General features: G+C 67.1%; 13 protein-coding genes and 1 tRNA gene. 11 read left to right on the forward strand and 3 right to left on the reverse strand.

The window, feature by feature from the left end:
* Window positions 1-2 precede the first annotated feature (2 nt).
* Window positions 3-1,841, reverse strand: coding sequence for a hypothetical protein (locus tag M9M90_RS05085; RefSeq protein WP_254836085.1), 1,839 nt, complete (start codon window positions 1,839-1,841; stop codon window positions 3-5).
* Window positions 1,842-2,159: 318 nt separating this feature from the next.
* Here M9M90_RS05085 and M9M90_RS05090 point away from each other — a divergent pair, with 318 nt between their 5' ends.
* The 10 genes from M9M90_RS05090 (at window position 2,160) to M9M90_RS05135 (ending at window position 14,402) form a co-directional block, all read left to right on the forward strand.
* Window positions 2,160-3,581, forward strand: coding sequence for a DNA cytosine methyltransferase (locus M9M90_RS05090; protein WP_254836086.1), 1,422 nt, complete (start codon window positions 2,160-2,162; stop codon window positions 3,579-3,581).
* Complete coding sequence (locus M9M90_RS05095) at window positions 3,578-4,012, forward strand: very short patch repair endonuclease (protein WP_256549230.1); 435 nt, start codon at window positions 3,578-3,580, stop codon at window positions 4,010-4,012. The genes M9M90_RS05090 and M9M90_RS05095 overlap by 4 nt, the downstream gene beginning before the upstream one ends.
* Before the next feature lie 423 nt (window positions 4,013-4,435).
* Window positions 4,436-5,545 (forward strand): Fic family protein, encoded by a 1,110-nt coding sequence (locus M9M90_RS05100; protein ID WP_254836087.1) that lies wholly within the window; start codon window positions 4,436-4,438, stop codon window positions 5,543-5,545.
* A gap of 152 nt (window positions 5,546-5,697) precedes the next feature.
* Window positions 5,698-6,612, forward strand: a complete 915-nt coding sequence (locus tag M9M90_RS05105) for a hypothetical protein (protein WP_254836088.1) — start codon at window positions 5,698-5,700, stop codon at window positions 6,610-6,612.
* Between the two features lie 25 nt (window positions 6,613-6,637).
* Window positions 6,638-7,435 (forward strand): SDR family oxidoreductase, encoded by a 798-nt coding sequence (locus M9M90_RS05110; protein ID WP_254836089.1) that lies wholly within the window; start codon window positions 6,638-6,640, stop codon window positions 7,433-7,435.
* Between the two features lie 432 nt (window positions 7,436-7,867).
* Complete coding sequence (locus M9M90_RS05115; protein WP_254836090.1) at window positions 7,868-8,176, forward strand: DUF736 domain-containing protein; 309 nt, start codon at window positions 7,868-7,870, stop codon at window positions 8,174-8,176.
* A gap of 504 nt (window positions 8,177-8,680) precedes the next feature.
* The gene (locus M9M90_RS05120) at window positions 8,681-9,349 is read left to right on the forward strand and encodes a hemolysin III family protein (protein WP_254836091.1); all 669 of its coding nucleotides are present in this window, start codon (window positions 8,681-8,683) and stop codon (window positions 9,347-9,349) included.
* Window positions 9,350-9,447: 98 nt separating this feature from the next.
* Window positions 9,448-10,359, forward strand: coding sequence for a phytanoyl-CoA dioxygenase family protein (locus M9M90_RS05125; protein ID WP_254836092.1), 912 nt, complete (start codon window positions 9,448-9,450; stop codon window positions 10,357-10,359).
* 662 nt (window positions 10,360-11,021) lie between these two features.
* On the forward strand, window positions 11,022-12,890 hold the full coding sequence (locus tag M9M90_RS05130) for a hypothetical protein (RefSeq protein ID WP_254836093.1): 1,869 nt from the start codon (window positions 11,022-11,024) through the stop codon (window positions 12,888-12,890).
* A gap of 441 nt (window positions 12,891-13,331) precedes the next feature.
* Window positions 13,332-14,402, forward strand: coding sequence for a DUF3363 domain-containing protein (locus M9M90_RS05135; RefSeq protein WP_254836094.1), 1,071 nt, complete (start codon window positions 13,332-13,334; stop codon window positions 14,400-14,402).
* Between the two features lie 133 nt (window positions 14,403-14,535).
* On the opposite strand, the gene M9M90_RS05140 is transcribed toward M9M90_RS05135, so the two are convergent.
* Window positions 14,536-14,612, reverse strand: a tRNA-Arg gene (locus M9M90_RS05140).
* A gap of 358 nt (window positions 14,613-14,970) precedes the next feature.
* Here M9M90_RS05140 and M9M90_RS05145 point away from each other — a divergent pair.
* Window positions 14,971-15,315, forward strand: a complete 345-nt coding sequence (locus M9M90_RS05145) for a PilZ domain-containing protein (RefSeq protein ID WP_254836095.1) — start codon at window positions 14,971-14,973, stop codon at window positions 15,313-15,315.
* A gap of 3 nt (window positions 15,316-15,318) precedes the next feature.
* On the opposite strand, the gene M9M90_RS05150 is transcribed toward M9M90_RS05145, so the two are convergent.
* Window positions 15,319-15,666: a PilZ domain-containing protein gene (locus M9M90_RS05150; protein ID WP_254836096.1), complete on the reverse strand. Its 348-nt coding sequence runs from the start codon at window positions 15,664-15,666 to the stop codon at window positions 15,319-15,321.
* Between the last annotated feature and the right edge of the window lie 40 nt (window positions 15,667-15,706).

Here is a 15,706-nt window from a genome sequence, read left to right on the forward strand (position 1 = left end):
GATCAGCCTTTGCTCACGCCAATGACGCCGCCCTCTTCCAGTGTGACTGTGTGCAGTGCGCCGCCCACCATCACGCTGATGCTGTCGTTGGAATCGTGCGCGCTGCGTTCGGCGAGCAGGCCCAGGAAGTTCAGGATGCGCCGGATATCGTGCGCGTAGAATGCCTCGGGCAGGTAGCCCGAAGCCGCCCTCATGATGCAGTCGAAGCTGAGAAGGTCCAGCGGATGCTGCCGCCGCTCGCCCCCGCCGAGGTCAACGGTCAGTAGTACGGCGCGTTCGATCCAGTCCACTGCTCCGCGAAGCGCGTAGGGGTCGTCCGGCCTGACTTCCCAGCCCTCGGATTGCGGCAGCAGCCTGATCTGACTTGAACCGATCTTCCGGGCGATGATCGCTGCGCTGCTCGTCGATCGACCGAATGCTGGGTCGACGAGGTGGAGCGTGGAGCCGCTGGCCGGCAGCCGCAGCCCCTGGATGGTATGCAGTCCCGTGATGAGTCGATTCTTGATTGTTACGCGGCGGCTGTTGTCGGATTCGCCCGAGAGCAAGAATCGGAAATCGTCGTAGTGGCTGAATCCCAGCCGTGCCGCCTCCAGGCCATTCACCGCGCCCTCGAAGAAGTCGCGGCGACGCAGATTGCGGATCACCTCCCTGGTGAATTCCGCTTCCGTGTGCCTCTCGTCGCCGCTTCTTGCGTCGGCGATGATCTCGTCGATCCCATGTGTGGCATCGATCAGCGCTTCCCGGCCTCCGATCCGTCGGCGGAACCTCAACTCGAAGCCCGGGTCGACGAAGACATCGGCGTCATTGATCAGGCGCTCGTCGACGCGGCGATCAGCGACCAAACCGGGATCCAGGGCCGCGATCTCCGCTAGGACGGGGATCCGCGCCAAGCGGTCCCGACTCAACGTTCGCGGGCCGGCGAATAGGAGGCTGTAGAACATGTATTCTGCCTGCCAGCCATCCGCCTGCCTACCGAAGCGTTGATGGACGTCTTCGCATTTGAGGCCGCCCGTCAGCACATAGGCCACCGTCATGAGGATCTCGCGGATCGTTATGACGACCCCCAGTCGCTCCATCAGGGCCATGACGTCTCGGATTCGGGCCCGCCGGCCGACCCCCGTGGCGCCTTCCAGCAACACCGCGTTCCTGGCCATCGGGCAGCCGGGCTTGGCGTCGCAGCTATCGCAAACCGCCCACCGTCGCGGCGCCAGCCAGCCGAGCATGCGGCCTTCGCCGGACAGCACCCGTTCGACGAGGGCGGCATCGCCGGCCGCGACCGACTGATAGTTGAGGTTCACGATATGGAGTCGGCCCTCGGTAGACGCCCTGCCAGACGCGAACGATTGGAGAAAGGCAAGCGCTACATCCGCGAGGTCTCCGTCGCCTGCGAGGATCGTCCGGAGCCGCCCCTCGTTGACGCAGACGACCGTGGCGGAATCGGGATCCGCGGCGGCCGACTTCAGCAGATCGCGCGCTTTGGCGGGCGTCACCTCGGAGAAGTCCTTGAACACCCGCAACGGCCTTCCACCGGGACGGTCCGACATGAGGAGGCGCCCATCGCAAGCGTGCTTGATGGCCGTCCTAGCCGCGTCCGCCGAATACCCGAGTACTTCGCGGAGCACGCGGTTGCAAAGGTGCGTCTTCCCGTGACCCGCGTCGCCCGTGAGGATCACCAAGCGGGCCGTGTCCGCGAGAACAGTCTTGAGATAGTGCAGCGCGCGGGTTTCGATCTCGAGGGAGTCGCCTACGTTGCGGTTCTCCTCATAGATCTGGTCGAACGATGCGTCGAAAGGCAGATATCGATGCAGGCGCTGGACGTGCGTGTTGATCTGGTACGCCATGCGATCCCCCGAGGCACCCCCTTGTTCCGTGAAAGCCCGCCCACATCAACCCTCGTACTTGCCGGGCCATGGCCCGAAAGCCTGGCCCTCAGCCCGGCAGTTTCCTATACCGGCGACGACCCATGGATGTCGTCGCCTTGACCCGGGTGCCGCGCATTGACGCCGGGTGGCCGCGGGGCGGAGAGTACTGACGTGCACGATGGTAGTTCCGGCCCAACGTCTAGCCGCCTGACGGGAGCAAGCCTCTCAGGAGCTGTCTGTGGCGAAGGAGCTGTATGGGCGAAGGTTCGTCGACTCATTGAGGGAGGACGACCGCGGGTGCTCGACCTCTTTTCGGGATGCGGCGGGCTCTCACTGGGGTTCAACGCGGCCGGCTTCGAGATCTCAGCTGGGGTAGAGTTCGATCCGCGCGCCGCCGAATCCCACGGAGCGAACTTCCACCCAGGACAGCCCATCTACGCGCTGCCACGCGATATCACCTCCCTGTCGCCGGTGGAGCTCGCTGACACGCTCGACCTGGGGCCGGTCACGAGCTGCATCGACGTGATCGTCGGCGGTCCGCCATGCCAAGCATTCGCGCGGGTGGGTCGTCCCAAACTCCGGGAGATCGAGTCCCATCCCGAGGCCTTCATCCGCGATCCGCGGGCTCGCTTGTATCTCGAGTACCTTGCCTATGTAGAGGCATTCCAACCGTTGGCCCTGCTCATGGAGAACGTTCCCGACGTCCTGAACCATGGCGGTCAGAACATCGCCGAGGAGACGTGCGAGGTCCTGCGGGACCGTGGATACGTGGCCGGATACACCCTTCTCAATTCGGCCTTCTACGGCGTCCCTCAGATGCGGGAGCGCATGATCCTGGTGGCCTATCGCCGTGAGCTCGGCATAGAACCGAGTTTCCCGCGCCCGACCCGTTTCCTGCAATTGCCAAGAGGTTACGCCTCAAGCCGCAGGGTTGCGCTCAAGCTGTTGAAAGGGTTGCCGGGAGGCGACGTGAACTCCTACCACCCTCCCGCGATGCCCTCTCCGGAACTGCCCCCGGCCGTCACCGCGCGTGAGGCATTGAGCGACCTCCCTGTGCTGACTGCCCACCTCGATGGAGGATCGAGACGGGGGCGTCGGGCGCTCGAGACGGCGATTGGCTACGGGACGCCAATGGTGCCCGAAGGTAGCTATGCGGATTTCATGCGGCACTGGTCGGGACCGGCGACCGCCGAAGGTGTGACCGGGCATGTGATCCGCCACCTTCCCAGGGACTGGCGCATCTTCGCCCGGCTTGCACCAGGAGATGAGTATCCTGAGGCGCACGCCGCGGCATGCGTGCTATTTGGCGAGGAGCTCGAGCGGCTTGCGGCCGTAAACGCGGCACCCGAGTCCGGGAGCGAGGCCCACGACGCGCTTCGTGCGGCGTTCGTGCCGCCGTACGACGTCGGCAAGTTTCCTAACAAGTGGCGCAAGATGGAGCCTGACCTGCCTGCAAGGACGCTGATGGCCCACCTCGGTAAGGACAGCTACAGCCATATCCACTATGACAGCACGCAGGCGAGGACGATCTCGGTCCGCGAAGCGGCGCGCCTGCAGTCCTTCCCAGACTCCTTCACCTTCTCGGGCGCGATGAACGCGGCGTTCCGACAGATCGGCAACGCAGTCCCACCCCTGTTGGCTAAGGCGGTGGCGGATGAGATGTCGCGAAATCTTGCCGCCCTCGGTACAACCATCCCGACGGCCGCGGCATCACGATGAGGCAGGCCTTAGTGGATCATCTCACGCCTGCACAACGCAGTGCGCATATGGGTCGTATCCGTCGTGCGGACACGAAGCCGGAATGGATCGTCAGGAGGATGCTCCATGCCCTGGGGTATCGATTCCGACTTCAGTGGGCGGCAGCACCAGGCCGACCGGATGTGGCATTTCCGGGCCGCCGGAAGATAATATTCGTGCACGGTTGCTTCTGGCATCAACACGCCGGCTGCAGGAACGCTACGATGCCCCGGACGCGAACCGAATTCTGGCAGGAAAAGTTCGCGAGAAACCGTGAACGAGATATGCGAGACCTTGTGCGGGCCGAGGCGGGAGGATGGACCGTCCTTGTCGTCTGGGAATGCGAGACAAAGGCGAAGGCTGGCCTCGAGGCACGGCTGGTCGAATTCCTGGGCCCGACAATCGCTCCATGAGCGAGCCCCGTCGGTCCTAGCGATCGGCGTGCCGAGCTTCAGGATCGAACTTGTGCGTCCTGAGTTCCAACTGGCTGACTCCCAGGGGGCGTGACGTATGGCGCTCATAATGCCGTCAGCGGCAGCGACAGCCGCCGCCATGACACGGCTCGCTATGGGGAATGCGGCATTGGTCATTCTGCGGATTTCCGACACGGGCAAGGCAAGTGTTTGCGCATGGCGCTTCGAGCGTCTGCTGCGCGCCGACCTCTCAAGCGATAACTATCTGAAAGTCAGGCGTTTTAGTGCGCGTGGCGTCGGCAGGTTTGTCCTGGGACAAACCTGATGCGGAGATTAGGGGGCGTATTCTCCGCAATTTTGCGGAGAATACGATTGCATTTGCGGTGATTGCCGATCATATTCGCCGCAAATGGTGCGGTGATTATGGCCTATATCTACGAAGACACGGGCTGGCCGGACCTTGTCTGGGACGAGAGCGGCCTGCAGGCGGCCTTGAGCGAGGTGCGGCACCGTCAGGGCCGGCTCTTGGGCCGCATGGAAGCCATGGGCTTTCCGCTCCGGGCGGACGCCGTCCTCCAGACTCTGACGCAGGACGTCCTGAAATCGAGCGAGATCGAGGGGGAGATCCTCGACAAGGATTTGGTCCGCTCATCCGTTGCTCGACGGCTGGGCATGGACATCGGCGCCCTGACCCCCGTCGACCGTCAGGTCGAGGGGGTCGTGGAGATGATGCTCGATGCGACCCAGAGGTTCGACCAGCCGCTCACTGAGACGCGGCTGTTCGCCTGGCATGCGGCGCTCTTTCCGACGGGGTGGAGCGGATTGCAGAAGATCACTGTCGGGGCATGGCGCGAAGATCGTGACGGACCCATGCAGGTCGTCTCCGGCGGGCCGGGCCGCGAGCACGTTCACTTCCAGGCGCCGCGGGCGGAACACTTGCCGGGGGAAATGGCGAGGTTCCTGACCTGGTTCAACGAGGAGGCCGCCATCGATCCGGTCCTTAAGGCCGCGGTCGCTCACTTCTGGTTCATCACCATTCACCCGTTCGAGGATGGCAATGGACGGATCGCGCGGGCCATAGCTGACCTCGCCCTGGCGCGCGCCGATGACAGCCCGCAACGCTTCTACAGCATGTCCGCACAAATCCGGGTCGAGCGGACCGCCTACTATGACGTGCTCGAGACCACTCAAAAAGGCGGCCTGGACATAACCGGGTGGCTGCAGTGGTTCCTGTCGTGCCTTGGCAAGGCGATCGACGGCGCCGGGGGCGTGCTTGGCGCCGTCCTCGACAAGGCGGCGTTCTGGCTGACCTACACCGACGTGAATTTCAACGAACGGCAGAGACGCATGGTCGAACGCCTGCTGGGAGGGTTCGAAGGGAAGCTGACCACGTCGAAGTGGGCGGTCCTGGCCAAGTGTTCTCAGGATACCGCCTTGCGAGACATTGACGGTCTTGTGCGGGCGGGGGTGCTCACAAAGGAATCCGCCGGCGGCAGAAGTACGAGCTACGCGCTGGCGCCGTGGAAGCGGTGAACCTCAGGCCGGCCCCCTGGCGCAGTCGTTCCGCTCCTCCATTCAAACAGATGTTTGGCCTCCACGTCCGACGCGTTATGTAGGCCGGGAAGCGCGCGTTCAGCCTGCGGAGTGACCGGGCAGCGCAACTGCCGTGCTGCAGGGAGAGGCCCATGAGCTTTTCGACGGAACTGAGCCTCGCTGGTCCCCTTCGGCGACCACGCCAGATGCTCGGCGACCAGACCTACGGCGGGCATAGCTCGATCCATGACGACGCCATGGCCGAGAAGCTGGGGTTCCGCGCCGGGCCCATCGAGGGGCCCACGCATTTCAGCCAGTTCCAGCCGCTGCTCGCCAGGATCTGGGGGCAGGCCTGGTTCGAGCGCGGCTGCCTGTCGGCCCACTTCCTCAACATGGTGGTCGAGGGCGAAGAGGTCCGCGCCTTCGCCGAGATCCCGCCCGATGGGGCCACCTCCACCCGGGTATGGGCCGAGAAGGCGGACGGCACGCCCGTCCTGGAGGCGAGCGCCAGCCTCGGCGCCACCGGCGGCCCGACCCTCCTCGACACCCGGATGGCGGCCCTGCGTCCACCGGGCCGCCTGCTGATCCTGGAAGACCTGAAGGTCGGAATGACCGGCGCGCGCGAGGAACGGGTGCGCATGGACGCCGACCAGAGCATGGGCGCCCTCTATCCCTTCAGCCTCAACCAAAAGCTGAAGGTGATCACCGAGGCATCGCCTTGGTATTCTGAAGCGGCGGCCTCGCCCTGGGGCCGGGCGATCATCCCGTTCGAAATGCTGAGCGTGCTCTTCGAATACTCCAGCCGTGAGGCGGCCTTCCCGGTGAAGGGGCCAGCGGTGGGCCTCTTCGCCGACCAGGAGATCCGCCTGATCGAGGGGCCGCTGTTCGTGGGCGAGGACTATGTCCTGCGCCGCGAGGTCGTCGCCTTGGCTGAGAGCAAGCGCACGGAGTCCTACTGGGTGCGAACCCGGGTCTTCGACTCAAGCGGCGGGAAGCAGGTGGCCGAGATGCTGCTGAACCACGCCACGCTGAAAAACTCGTTCGCCGGCTACGCCGAAGCGAACTGAACCAGGATCAAGAAGGGCGTCGCCGATGCAGGTGAAGGACAAGGTCGTCGTGGTGACCGGCGGGGCCGACGGGATCGGGGCGGCGCTCTGCCGCCGCTTCGCCCGGGAGGGCGCGCGAGCTGTGATCGTGGCCGATCGCAACGGCGAGGGGGCCGCCGCCGTCGCCGCGGAGATCGGCGGCGAGGCCGTCACCCTGGACGTCAGCGACGGCCAGGCCATGGCGACGATGGTGGCCGGTGTCGAGGCGCGGCACGGCGGCATCGACCTGTTCTGTTCGAACGCAGGTGTCGGCGACGGCGACCCCGACCGGCGAAACGCGGCGTCGTCGCCCGATGCGGTCTGGCAGCGGGCCTGGGAGGTCAATGTCATGGCGCATGTGCATGCGGCGCGCGCGGTCATTCCCGGAATGCAGGCGCGAGGCGGCGGCTATCTGCTGAACACCATATCGGCGGCCGGGCTGCTCTCGCAGATCGGCGGGGCGGTCTACTCGACGACCAAGCACGCCGCGGTGGGCTTCGCCGAGTCGCTTGCGATCACCCACGGTGACCAGGGCGTCAGGGTCTCCGTCCTCTGCCCGCAGGGCGTCGACACCGCCATGCTGCGGCAGGGCGACGCCGCGTCGCAGCCGCAGAACCTGGACGGCGTCATGACCCCCGACGAAGTGGCCGAAAGCGTGGTCGAGGGGCTGGCGGCGGAGACCTTCCTGATCCTGCCCCACCCGATCGTACTGACCTACATGCAGCGCAAGGCCGGCGACTACGACCGCTGGCTGGGCGGGATGCGGCGGCTGCGCGGGAAGATGATGGACGCGGCCACCGGCTGAGGCCGGCGCCGCGGCGCCGTCCCTGAAGACACCCTTAAGGGACCGCGTCACGACCGGCGCAGGCCGACGCGCCGAGGACGGGTCCGGGGTGCGGGGCCTGTAGGCTCCGGCTCAGCGACGAGAGCGGTCCGCCGTGGGGCGGGCTCGATGGCCAGGGGCGGTACAGGCCCGCGATTGCTCGAGCTCGCCTTGCGGCCTCTCCCGGCTTGACCCCCTCGCAGGGTTGCGGGCTTGCGCCCCGTGCGTCCTCCGCAACGCCGGCCGGCGGCGTCTTTCCCCGGGCCTTGGGCCCTTCCTCGCGAGGCAAAGACACCTGGTCCGGCGTCCTTCGCTGCGCTTCGGGCTGAACGCTGCGGGGCCGAACGCCCCTGCGTCCTGGATCGCCGTCGAGGCCGCGGCTGGCGCGGTCGAGAAGCAACAGGAGACTTCCCCATGGCCACCATCGGCTCGTTCCACAAGCAGGACGACGGCTCCTATACGGGCGCCATCAAGACCCTCACCCTCAACGTCAAGGCCGCGGTGATCCGTCCCGCCGAGCGGGAGAGCGACAAGGCCCCGGACTTCCGCATCTTCCACGCCGCCGTCGAGTTCGGGGCGGCCTGGCGCAAGAAGAGCCGCGAGGATCGCGACTACCTTTCGGTCAAGCTCGACGACCCGAGCTTCCCGGCCCCGATCTACGCCTCCCTGGTCGAGGCCGAGGTGGGCTACAGCCTGATCTGGTCGCGACGCACCGGCGACTAGGCCCTTGGCCGGCGCCCCGCAGGGCGGGGCGCCGCTCCCTCCCGATCACAATCGAACCTGAGGAGGCCGCGCCCCGTGAGAATGACGCGGCCGATCTGGCGAGTTGGCTTCAGGTGCTCAAGGCGGACAGTCGGGCGGTCTTCAGCGCCGCGTCCCACGCTCAGAAGGCGGCCGACTACCTGACGGGTCTTCAGGCCGCGCCCGACTAGATTGGAGCCGGGGCTTCGAGCCCCGGACTCCCCAAGGACGCCCAGGGCTCGCGCGCGCGGGCACGCATCGACCCGCGCTTGCGTCGAGTGGGCTCGTCGGCTGGAGCCGTGCAACAGCCGTCGGCCGTCGCGCCCAGGCGCCCGCCCCCCGAGGAGAATCGACGGACACGACCACCTTGCCACCCAATGGCCCCCCGGCCGGCTCGATGGCCCCACCCGAGGAGATCGGGCGAATTCACCACCGCGGTCCCGGGAACGGCTTAATGTCGTCGTCCTGGTGCGGTAGATGTACGTCATGGTCGCACCCGAAGCCGCCGTTCCGCCCCGCCACTATCCCACGGCCGCCGCCAAGTGCGCCGACCTCGTCGTGCACGTCATGGGCCTGACGTTGGCGCTGGTGGGCGGGATCGTCCTGTTGGTGCTGGCGGTCCTGAACGGTGCGATCAGCCAGGTGGTCGGCGTCTCGATCTATGCCGCCGGCGTCGTCGCCATGCTGGCCTTCTCGACGGCCTACAACTTCGCCCATCCCCGCTATAGGCCGGCGCTGCGTCGTCTCGACCATGCGGGAATCTTCCTCATGATCGCCGGTTCCTACACGCCCTTCACCCTGCATCTGCCGGGGGCCTGGGGGCCTGGCATGACCATGGCGGTCTGGAGCGTCGCCGGGCTCGGCGCGTTCTGCAAGCTCATGCTCATCGGCATCGATCGAAGGCTCTGGGTCGGGGTCTATCTGGCGCTGGGCTGGCTGGTGGTGGTGGCGTTGGCGCCGCTGATCGAGACCATCGCCTGGTATGCCCTGGCGCTCCTGGTCACGGGCGGCCTGCTCTATTCGACGGGGGTCATCTTCTACCTGAACAAGAAGCTGAAGTTCGCGCGGGCGATCTGGCACGGCCACGTCGTCGCCGGCGCGGCGGCCCACTGGTGCGCCGTGCTGTTTGGCGTCGTGCTGGCGTCGAACGGCTAGCCCTCAACCCGCTGACGACGACCGCAGCCGGCAGTCGGGGCCCAGGCAGGGTTGACGGTCATTTCCATTGGAGGAAGGTGAGCGAGAAAGGCGGGACCATGCGTCAGCTGATCCATCTCTCCGCGGACGCACCGGCGTCGGAAATCGTCGCCGCGCTGGAGGCCGACGGGGCGCTCGTCCTCGACGAGGCTCTGGCGCACGAGACGGTCGACGCGCTGGTCGCCGAGCTGCGCCCCTATGTCGAGGCGACGGAGCCCGGGCGCGATGTGTTCTCCGGCGAGCACACGACGCGGACGGGCGCACTTGTGGCCCGCTCCCCGCTGACCCGCCCCCTGGTCATGGACCCGCGGATCCTGGCCCTGTGCGAGACGGTCCTGGGTCCCAATTGCCTTCGCTTCCAGCTTCACCTGACCCAGGTCATCCGGATCATGCCGGGCCAGGCGGCCCAGCCCATCCATCGTGACCGCTGGGCCTGGGGCCGCAGCCTCGACAGGCTCGAGCCGCAGCTCAACACCATCTGGGCCCTGACCGATTTCACCGCCGAGAACGGCGCGACCCAGGTGGCGCCCGGGTCCATCGGATGGCCCGACGACCGACGGCCGACCGAGGCGGAGCTGACGCGCGCCGAGATGAAGGCCGGCTCGGTCCTCGTCTACACGGGCTCGGTCTTCCACGGCGGCGGCGCCAATCTAAGCGCCCAGGACCGATGGGGCCTCAACATCACCTATGCCCTGGGTTGGTTGCGGCAGGAGGAGAACCAGTACCTCTCCTGTCCACCCGAGATCGCGCGCTCGCTCGATCCCGACCTGCAGGCTCTGCTGGGCTACGCCATGGGCAGCTACGCCCTCGGCTATTTCACCCCGCCGCTTCCCCCCGGCGAAGGACCCGAGGTCGCGCCCCCTGAACTGGCGCTGCGCGACGGCGTCCATGCCGGGTCCAGCCTTGGTGGTCACGACCTCTACGAGGCGAGCATCGCCCAGGCGCGCGGCGCCGGGCGCAAGACACCCTGACATGGTCGCCTATCACATCCGAACATCCGTTCTCGACGATCCCCGTCGGGTCCGTGCCCGGCCCTGAAGACCACCGAGGAAGCCGAGGCTGCCGTTGAACACCGCAGGGTCTGCGGTCGTCTTGCGTCGGAGCCGGAAGACGGGTCGGTCGAGCTTCAGGCGGTGACGACCACGACCATGCAGAAGACGTGGGTCTGACAGGGCCGACGCGGCGGCCCGTAAGATTAAGTTCGCCGCGCCCTAGGGTCTGCCCGCCTCGCGCGCGTCTCTATCCATGTCGGACTGAGCTCGTCACGAGAGCCGGGGAAAGCATGCCGGCTGCGCCCGTGTTCGAGGGGTCCATGCCATCAATCCGTCCTGACCGCCCGAGTCTCTTGGCGGCCGCTCGCGCCGGTATGTCGACGTGCCTGGGCGGCGTTGAGCGCGACGCCCTGGACCGCTACCTGCAGTCGCTGGCCCGCGGAGAGAATGAGGTTCCGAAGCGGGGCCGAGGCTTCGACTGGAGCCGGATCGCGCGGGAGGCAGGCGTGGAGGCCGCCTCCCTTGGGCCGGCGCGGCTACATCTGCTTCCGGTGCTCCGGGCCTGCGCGCCGCCCGCCCGGCCTCGGGGCGCGACGCGAACAGGCCGGCCACGTGGACGACCGGGCCGGCGACCGGAGCCCGTGACACCCTACCCCGAAGCGAGCCCCGAACCGTGGGAGGACCCTCCTGGCTTCAAAGCGGCGCTGGACCTGCACATGCGCCGGCATGGCGACAGCGTCTACCGGCTGCATCGAGCGTTGCTGGCGCGAGGCGGCAGGATCTCCTCCTCGACCCTCGCCGTCTGGCGCCGCGGCGGAAAGGCCCCCCAGAGCGTCGAAAGCCTGAAGATCTTCACGCTGATCGAGGCGCGCTACGCCCTTCCGGAAGGCTACTTCCTGTCCAAGCAGCAGCGCCGTCCCAAGGCCGTCCGGCGTCGCGCGATCAAGGGGGTGACGCCGCCCGAGATGCGCCGGCTGACCTGGCACCTGCCGGACGACTTCGAGGCGCGACCGCTGGCGCAGCAGCAGGAGATCCTGGCCTGGGTGCGGGAGGTGATCGTCAGGGGTTCGACCGATTACAGGCGGTTCCAGGCTGCAGCGGTCCAGCGGCGCTATGGGCTCCAGTTCGCGGCCTCCGGGTCGAGGTCAAGGAAGAGCCGTGGGGGCGTGGCGCCGGCGTCCAGCGCGGACATCGCCACCCACGGCCTGTCGGCGCCGCTCGCGCTGCGCCGCGAGATGGCGGCCTTGGTGTCGTTCAAGACGGACGTGCTCACCGCGCCGGGGCTCCAGCGCAACGGGGTCTGGAGCGAGGTGACGGCCGATCAGCGGACCGAGCATCTCAGCCTGCTGTTCGGCGCCCTGGCGGCCGATCCGGAAGGGCCTGTCGCGGGCCGCGGCGCGCCGCTCGAAAGCCTCAGCTTCGCCATGCTGGTCTTTCCCGCGGTCTGGGACTGGTATGTGCGCTGGCGCGAAAGCCGGCGAGGCTTCTACACCCAGTGGGAGGTCGACCTGCTCATCCTGGGCTCGGCCTTCACGCGCGAAGGCACGGGCTGGATCCGGCAAAACCCGGCGCTCGCCGACCGACTCCAGCCGATCGAAGGCTTGATCTCGCCAGGCGACATCGCCGCGGCGCGGCGGGACTGGCCCGCGGCCTGCGAGGGGATGCGGCTGCACGCCCTCGCGCGCACCAAGGAGATCGCGCGGGTGGCGCGTGTGCATCGCGATCCCTTCGAGCCCATCCTGCCGATCCTGGAGGCCGACAACCCGCTTGCGGAGTATCGCAAGATCACCGACGAGATCGCCCGGCGCATGCCCGACGAGCGGCGCTATCCCAAGGCCGCCGCCGAAGCGGTCCGGGCCTTCCTGATGCTCCGGCTCGGGCTGCACACAGGCCTGCGTCAGCGCAATCTTCGCGAACTCATGCTGTGCGGCCGAGGTGCGATCCCGAGGAACGAGCGATGGCTTGAAGTTCATCGCCGGGGCGAGCTGCGGTGGAGCGAACGCGCCGGCGGCTGGGAGGTCTACATACCGTCGCTAGCGTTCAAGAACGCGACATCGTCCTTCTTCGGTGCGCGGCCGTTCCGCCTGCTGTTGCCGGACCTGGCCGACCTGAACCTCCACATCGAAGCCTATGTCGCCCGGCATCGGCGGATACTGCTCGGTGGATTTCAGGATCCCGGCACGTTCTTCGTGAAGTCCGCCAAGGTGAACAGCCGCAGCGCCGCCTACGACCAGACGAGCTTCTACGAGGCGTGGCGGCTGGCCATCCAGAGATACGGGATCTTCAATCCCTATACCGGGCGGGGCGCTGTCGCGGGGCTGCTGCCGCACGGACCTCACAATGTGCGCGATGTGCTGGCGACCCATATCCTCAAGCAGACCGGGTCCTATGAGCAGGCCAGCTACGCCATCCAGGACACGCCGGACATGGTGGCCAAGCACTACGGCCGCTTCCTGCCGCAGGACAAGGCCCAGCTCGCCGCCCAGATCCTCAACAAGGCCTGGGTGTAGCCGTCGCCGGTCCGGCGGGCCGTGTCGCGATCGGTGCATAGGACGAGAACCGGCCAGGTCTGTATTCAGGTTTGTTCGATCATGTTCGATGTTGATCGATATGAACTGAGAATAGGGAAAACAAACGTAGATCGGTAAGGGCAAGATAAAAGGAGGTTTTTCCGGTCCTCATTTGTTGTACTCTATCCATCACTTACGGTGTCGAGGCTCGCTTCCGCCGACTTGCAGTGAGTTGAGCCTGATTTGACGCCCCGACCGGCAACGGAGGTTGGTGTCATGATGGTTCGAGACAGCATCGAAGCCCGCCTTGAGGCAGGCGAGCCGGGCAGGGCGGCAGGCTCTCTCCCGCGCGGTTTGAAGTCCGATCCGACGGTGGTGCGCACGGCCCTGTTCCGCAGGTTGGCGGCGTCACGCGCCTTCGCCTTCGGAGATCGGGCAGGGGTGCTCTCCGCGGCCCAGCGACGGTCGGGCCGCGCCTTCCGCCTGGATGTCCGCCAGCGGGTGGTGGTCAAGGCGATGGTGTCGCGGCATGTCGGAACGGGCGCGGCGCGAGGCGCGGCACTGGCGCGGCACGTGTCCTATCTCGGACGGAGCGGAGCCGGGGCGGAGGGCGCGAAGGCGGAGTTCTTCGACCGGTCAGGGGAGGGCGTGGAGGCCGGCGAGATCGCGCGGGCGTGGGCGAGCGATCGCCACCACTTCCGGTTCATCGTCTCCCCCGAACATGGCGACCGGATCACCGATTTGCGGGGCTATGTGCGCGAGGTCATGGGACAGGTGTCGGCCGACCTTGGCGAATCCAACCTGACCTGGGTGGCGACCTGCCACTTCGACACCGACCAGCCCCACGCCCACGTCCTGGTCCGGGGCAAGCGCGAGGACGGGCGAGACCTGGTCATCCCGCGCCACTACATCGGCTATGGCTTCCGGGGACGCGCCCAGGAGGCGGCCCAGGCTCGACTGGGTGACCTTTCGCGCCTGGAGGCGGAGCGACGGGTCTGGCGCGATACGGAGGCCGGCCGTTTCACGCCGCTGGACCGGAGGCTTCTGGAGGGCGTCCGGGCCGACGGCCTCGTGCCGGACGGCGTTGGGCGCAGCGACGCCTGGCACGCCCTGTCCCGCGGTCGGCTCCGACACCTTGAGCGGCTCGGCCTGGCCCACCGCGTCGGCCGGGCCTACCGGCTCGACCCGGATCTTGAGCCGACCTTGCGCCAGCTCCAGGTCCGCAAGGATATCATCCGCACCCTCAACCAGCGTCGGCTCGAGGGGGCGAGGGATGTTCGGGTCTTCGCCGGGGAACGTCTGCGGGGAAAGGTCGTGCAGCGCGGTGCGCACGACGAGATCGGCGCATCACCCTTTGTGGTGGTGCGCGACTCCGCTGGCGTCGATCACTATGCGCGCCTGAAACCGGGGGAAATATCGCCGGAGCTCGGCTCATCGCTGACGCTGATTGGCGGTCAAAACGGCATTCTGTCGATCACGACGCGGTCGACAGGGCTCGACCAAGCACTTTGAAAACCATGGAAAAACGCTGCATCGCGGGGACCCTTCCGACCCCCTCTGTGACCTATTTGCTCCCTATTTCGGATTTTCGAGCCACTACACACAATAAGAACACGAAAATATCCTGGAAAATCAATGGCTTCGATGGCGGCCCGGAAGGGACTCGAACCCCTGACCTTCGCTTTAGGAAAGCGCTGCTCTATCCGGCTGAGCTACCGGGCCTTGCCGATCGTACCGGCGGATTGGTGATTTCCGCGGGGCCGCGACGATCTGGCAGACCGATGCCACGTTCGCCGCCCGGCGCCAAGCCAGCCATCTCGGGCGGGATGAAACTCCGGATTGCGCGCCGGCACGACCTAGGCGATGGATAGAGGTCGGTCGAACCGGTAGGGAGCTACACAGTGCAGGGTGAGAAGCCAGTGGTGCCGGGATGGGTGATCGCGATCGTGATCGCGCTCATGTCCGGCGGAGTCAGCGCTCTGGCGGTCTGGCTCCTGAGCGTGAGAGCCACCAAGGGCTAGGCGCCCGGCCGGCCGCGGTCCTTTACGCGGCGGAAAACATTGGCGGTTAGGCTGTCGCCATGACCGATCCCATCGTCCGCACCGAGCGACGATCGCTGGTCAGGCAGCGAACCCTCCTGCGTGGCCGGATCTGCTACGGCCTGAGCCATGTCATGTCGGTCGATTGCGGCATCCGGAACCTGACCACCCGGGGCGCCATGCTCCGCGTGCCCGCCGACCAGCCGCTGCCGCCGAACTTCGCCCTGCTGCACGTGAGCGACGCCGTCGCCTTCGACGCGCGCCTGACCTGGCGGCGCGGCGAGATGCTGGGTGTGCGGTTCGAGGGCAGCCACGACCTGCGCGGGCCGGTGGACGGGGAGTTCCGGGCCCTGCGTGCGATCTGGGCGGCTCTGGCCTCGGCCTGAGCCCTATTTGGCGGTCTGCAAGGCGTCCCAGGTCTGGCGTATTTGGGCCAGACTATCCAAGCTGGAGGTGGCGACGTCGTGGCGGCCGTCGAAGGCCACGCCGCTGAGGTCGCCGCGGCGCCAGCGCAGCCGGGCCTCGTAGACGATCCCGCCGTCGAGCTGCAGCAGCATGAAGCGGCCGGGCAGGGGATAGATCTGGGCGATCTTCAAACGCGCCCCGCCCTGGCTCACATCGACGATGTGGCAGTCGGCCCACAGGCCGTTGTTCGTCCCATAGAAGGCGCGCGCGCGGAAGTTGGCGGCGACGCGCGGGTGGGCTCTGCGTTCACTGTAGTCGGGGGCGTGGGTCACGAAGCTTGACTACACCGGAACGGTTTAGGCCCCCTTAAGT

Source organism: Phenylobacterium sp. LH3H17 (assembly GCF_024298925.1).
Classification (GTDB): domain Bacteria; phylum Pseudomonadota; class Alphaproteobacteria; order Caulobacterales; family Caulobacteraceae; genus Phenylobacterium.

Excerpts from the sequence above, each read along its gene's own strand:
- M9M90_RS05085 (WP_254836085.1), bottom strand. The coding sequence starts at position 1,841 with ATGGCGTACCAGATCAACACGCACGTCCAGCGCCTGCATCGATATCTG.
- M9M90_RS05095 (WP_256549230.1), top strand. The coding sequence starts at position 3,578 with ATGAGGCAGGCCTTAGTGGATCATCTCACGCCTGCACAACGCAGTGCG.
- M9M90_RS05100 (WP_254836087.1), top strand. The coding sequence starts at position 4,436 with ATGGCCTATATCTACGAAGACACGGGCTGGCCGGACCTTGTCTGGGAC.
- M9M90_RS05105 (WP_254836088.1), top strand. The coding sequence starts at position 5,698 with ATGAGCTTTTCGACGGAACTGAGCCTCGCTGGTCCCCTTCGGCGACCA.
- M9M90_RS05110 (WP_254836089.1), top strand. The coding sequence starts at position 6,638 with ATGCAGGTGAAGGACAAGGTCGTCGTGGTGACCGGCGGGGCCGACGGG.
- M9M90_RS05115 (WP_254836090.1), top strand. The coding sequence starts at position 7,868 with ATGGCCACCATCGGCTCGTTCCACAAGCAGGACGACGGCTCCTATACG.
- M9M90_RS05120 (WP_254836091.1), top strand. The coding sequence starts at position 8,681 with ATGGTCGCACCCGAAGCCGCCGTTCCGCCCCGCCACTATCCCACGGCC.
- M9M90_RS05125 (WP_254836092.1), top strand. The coding sequence starts at position 9,448 with ATGCGTCAGCTGATCCATCTCTCCGCGGACGCACCGGCGTCGGAAATC.
- M9M90_RS05145 (WP_254836095.1), top strand. The coding sequence starts at position 14,971 with ATGACCGATCCCATCGTCCGCACCGAGCGACGATCGCTGGTCAGGCAG.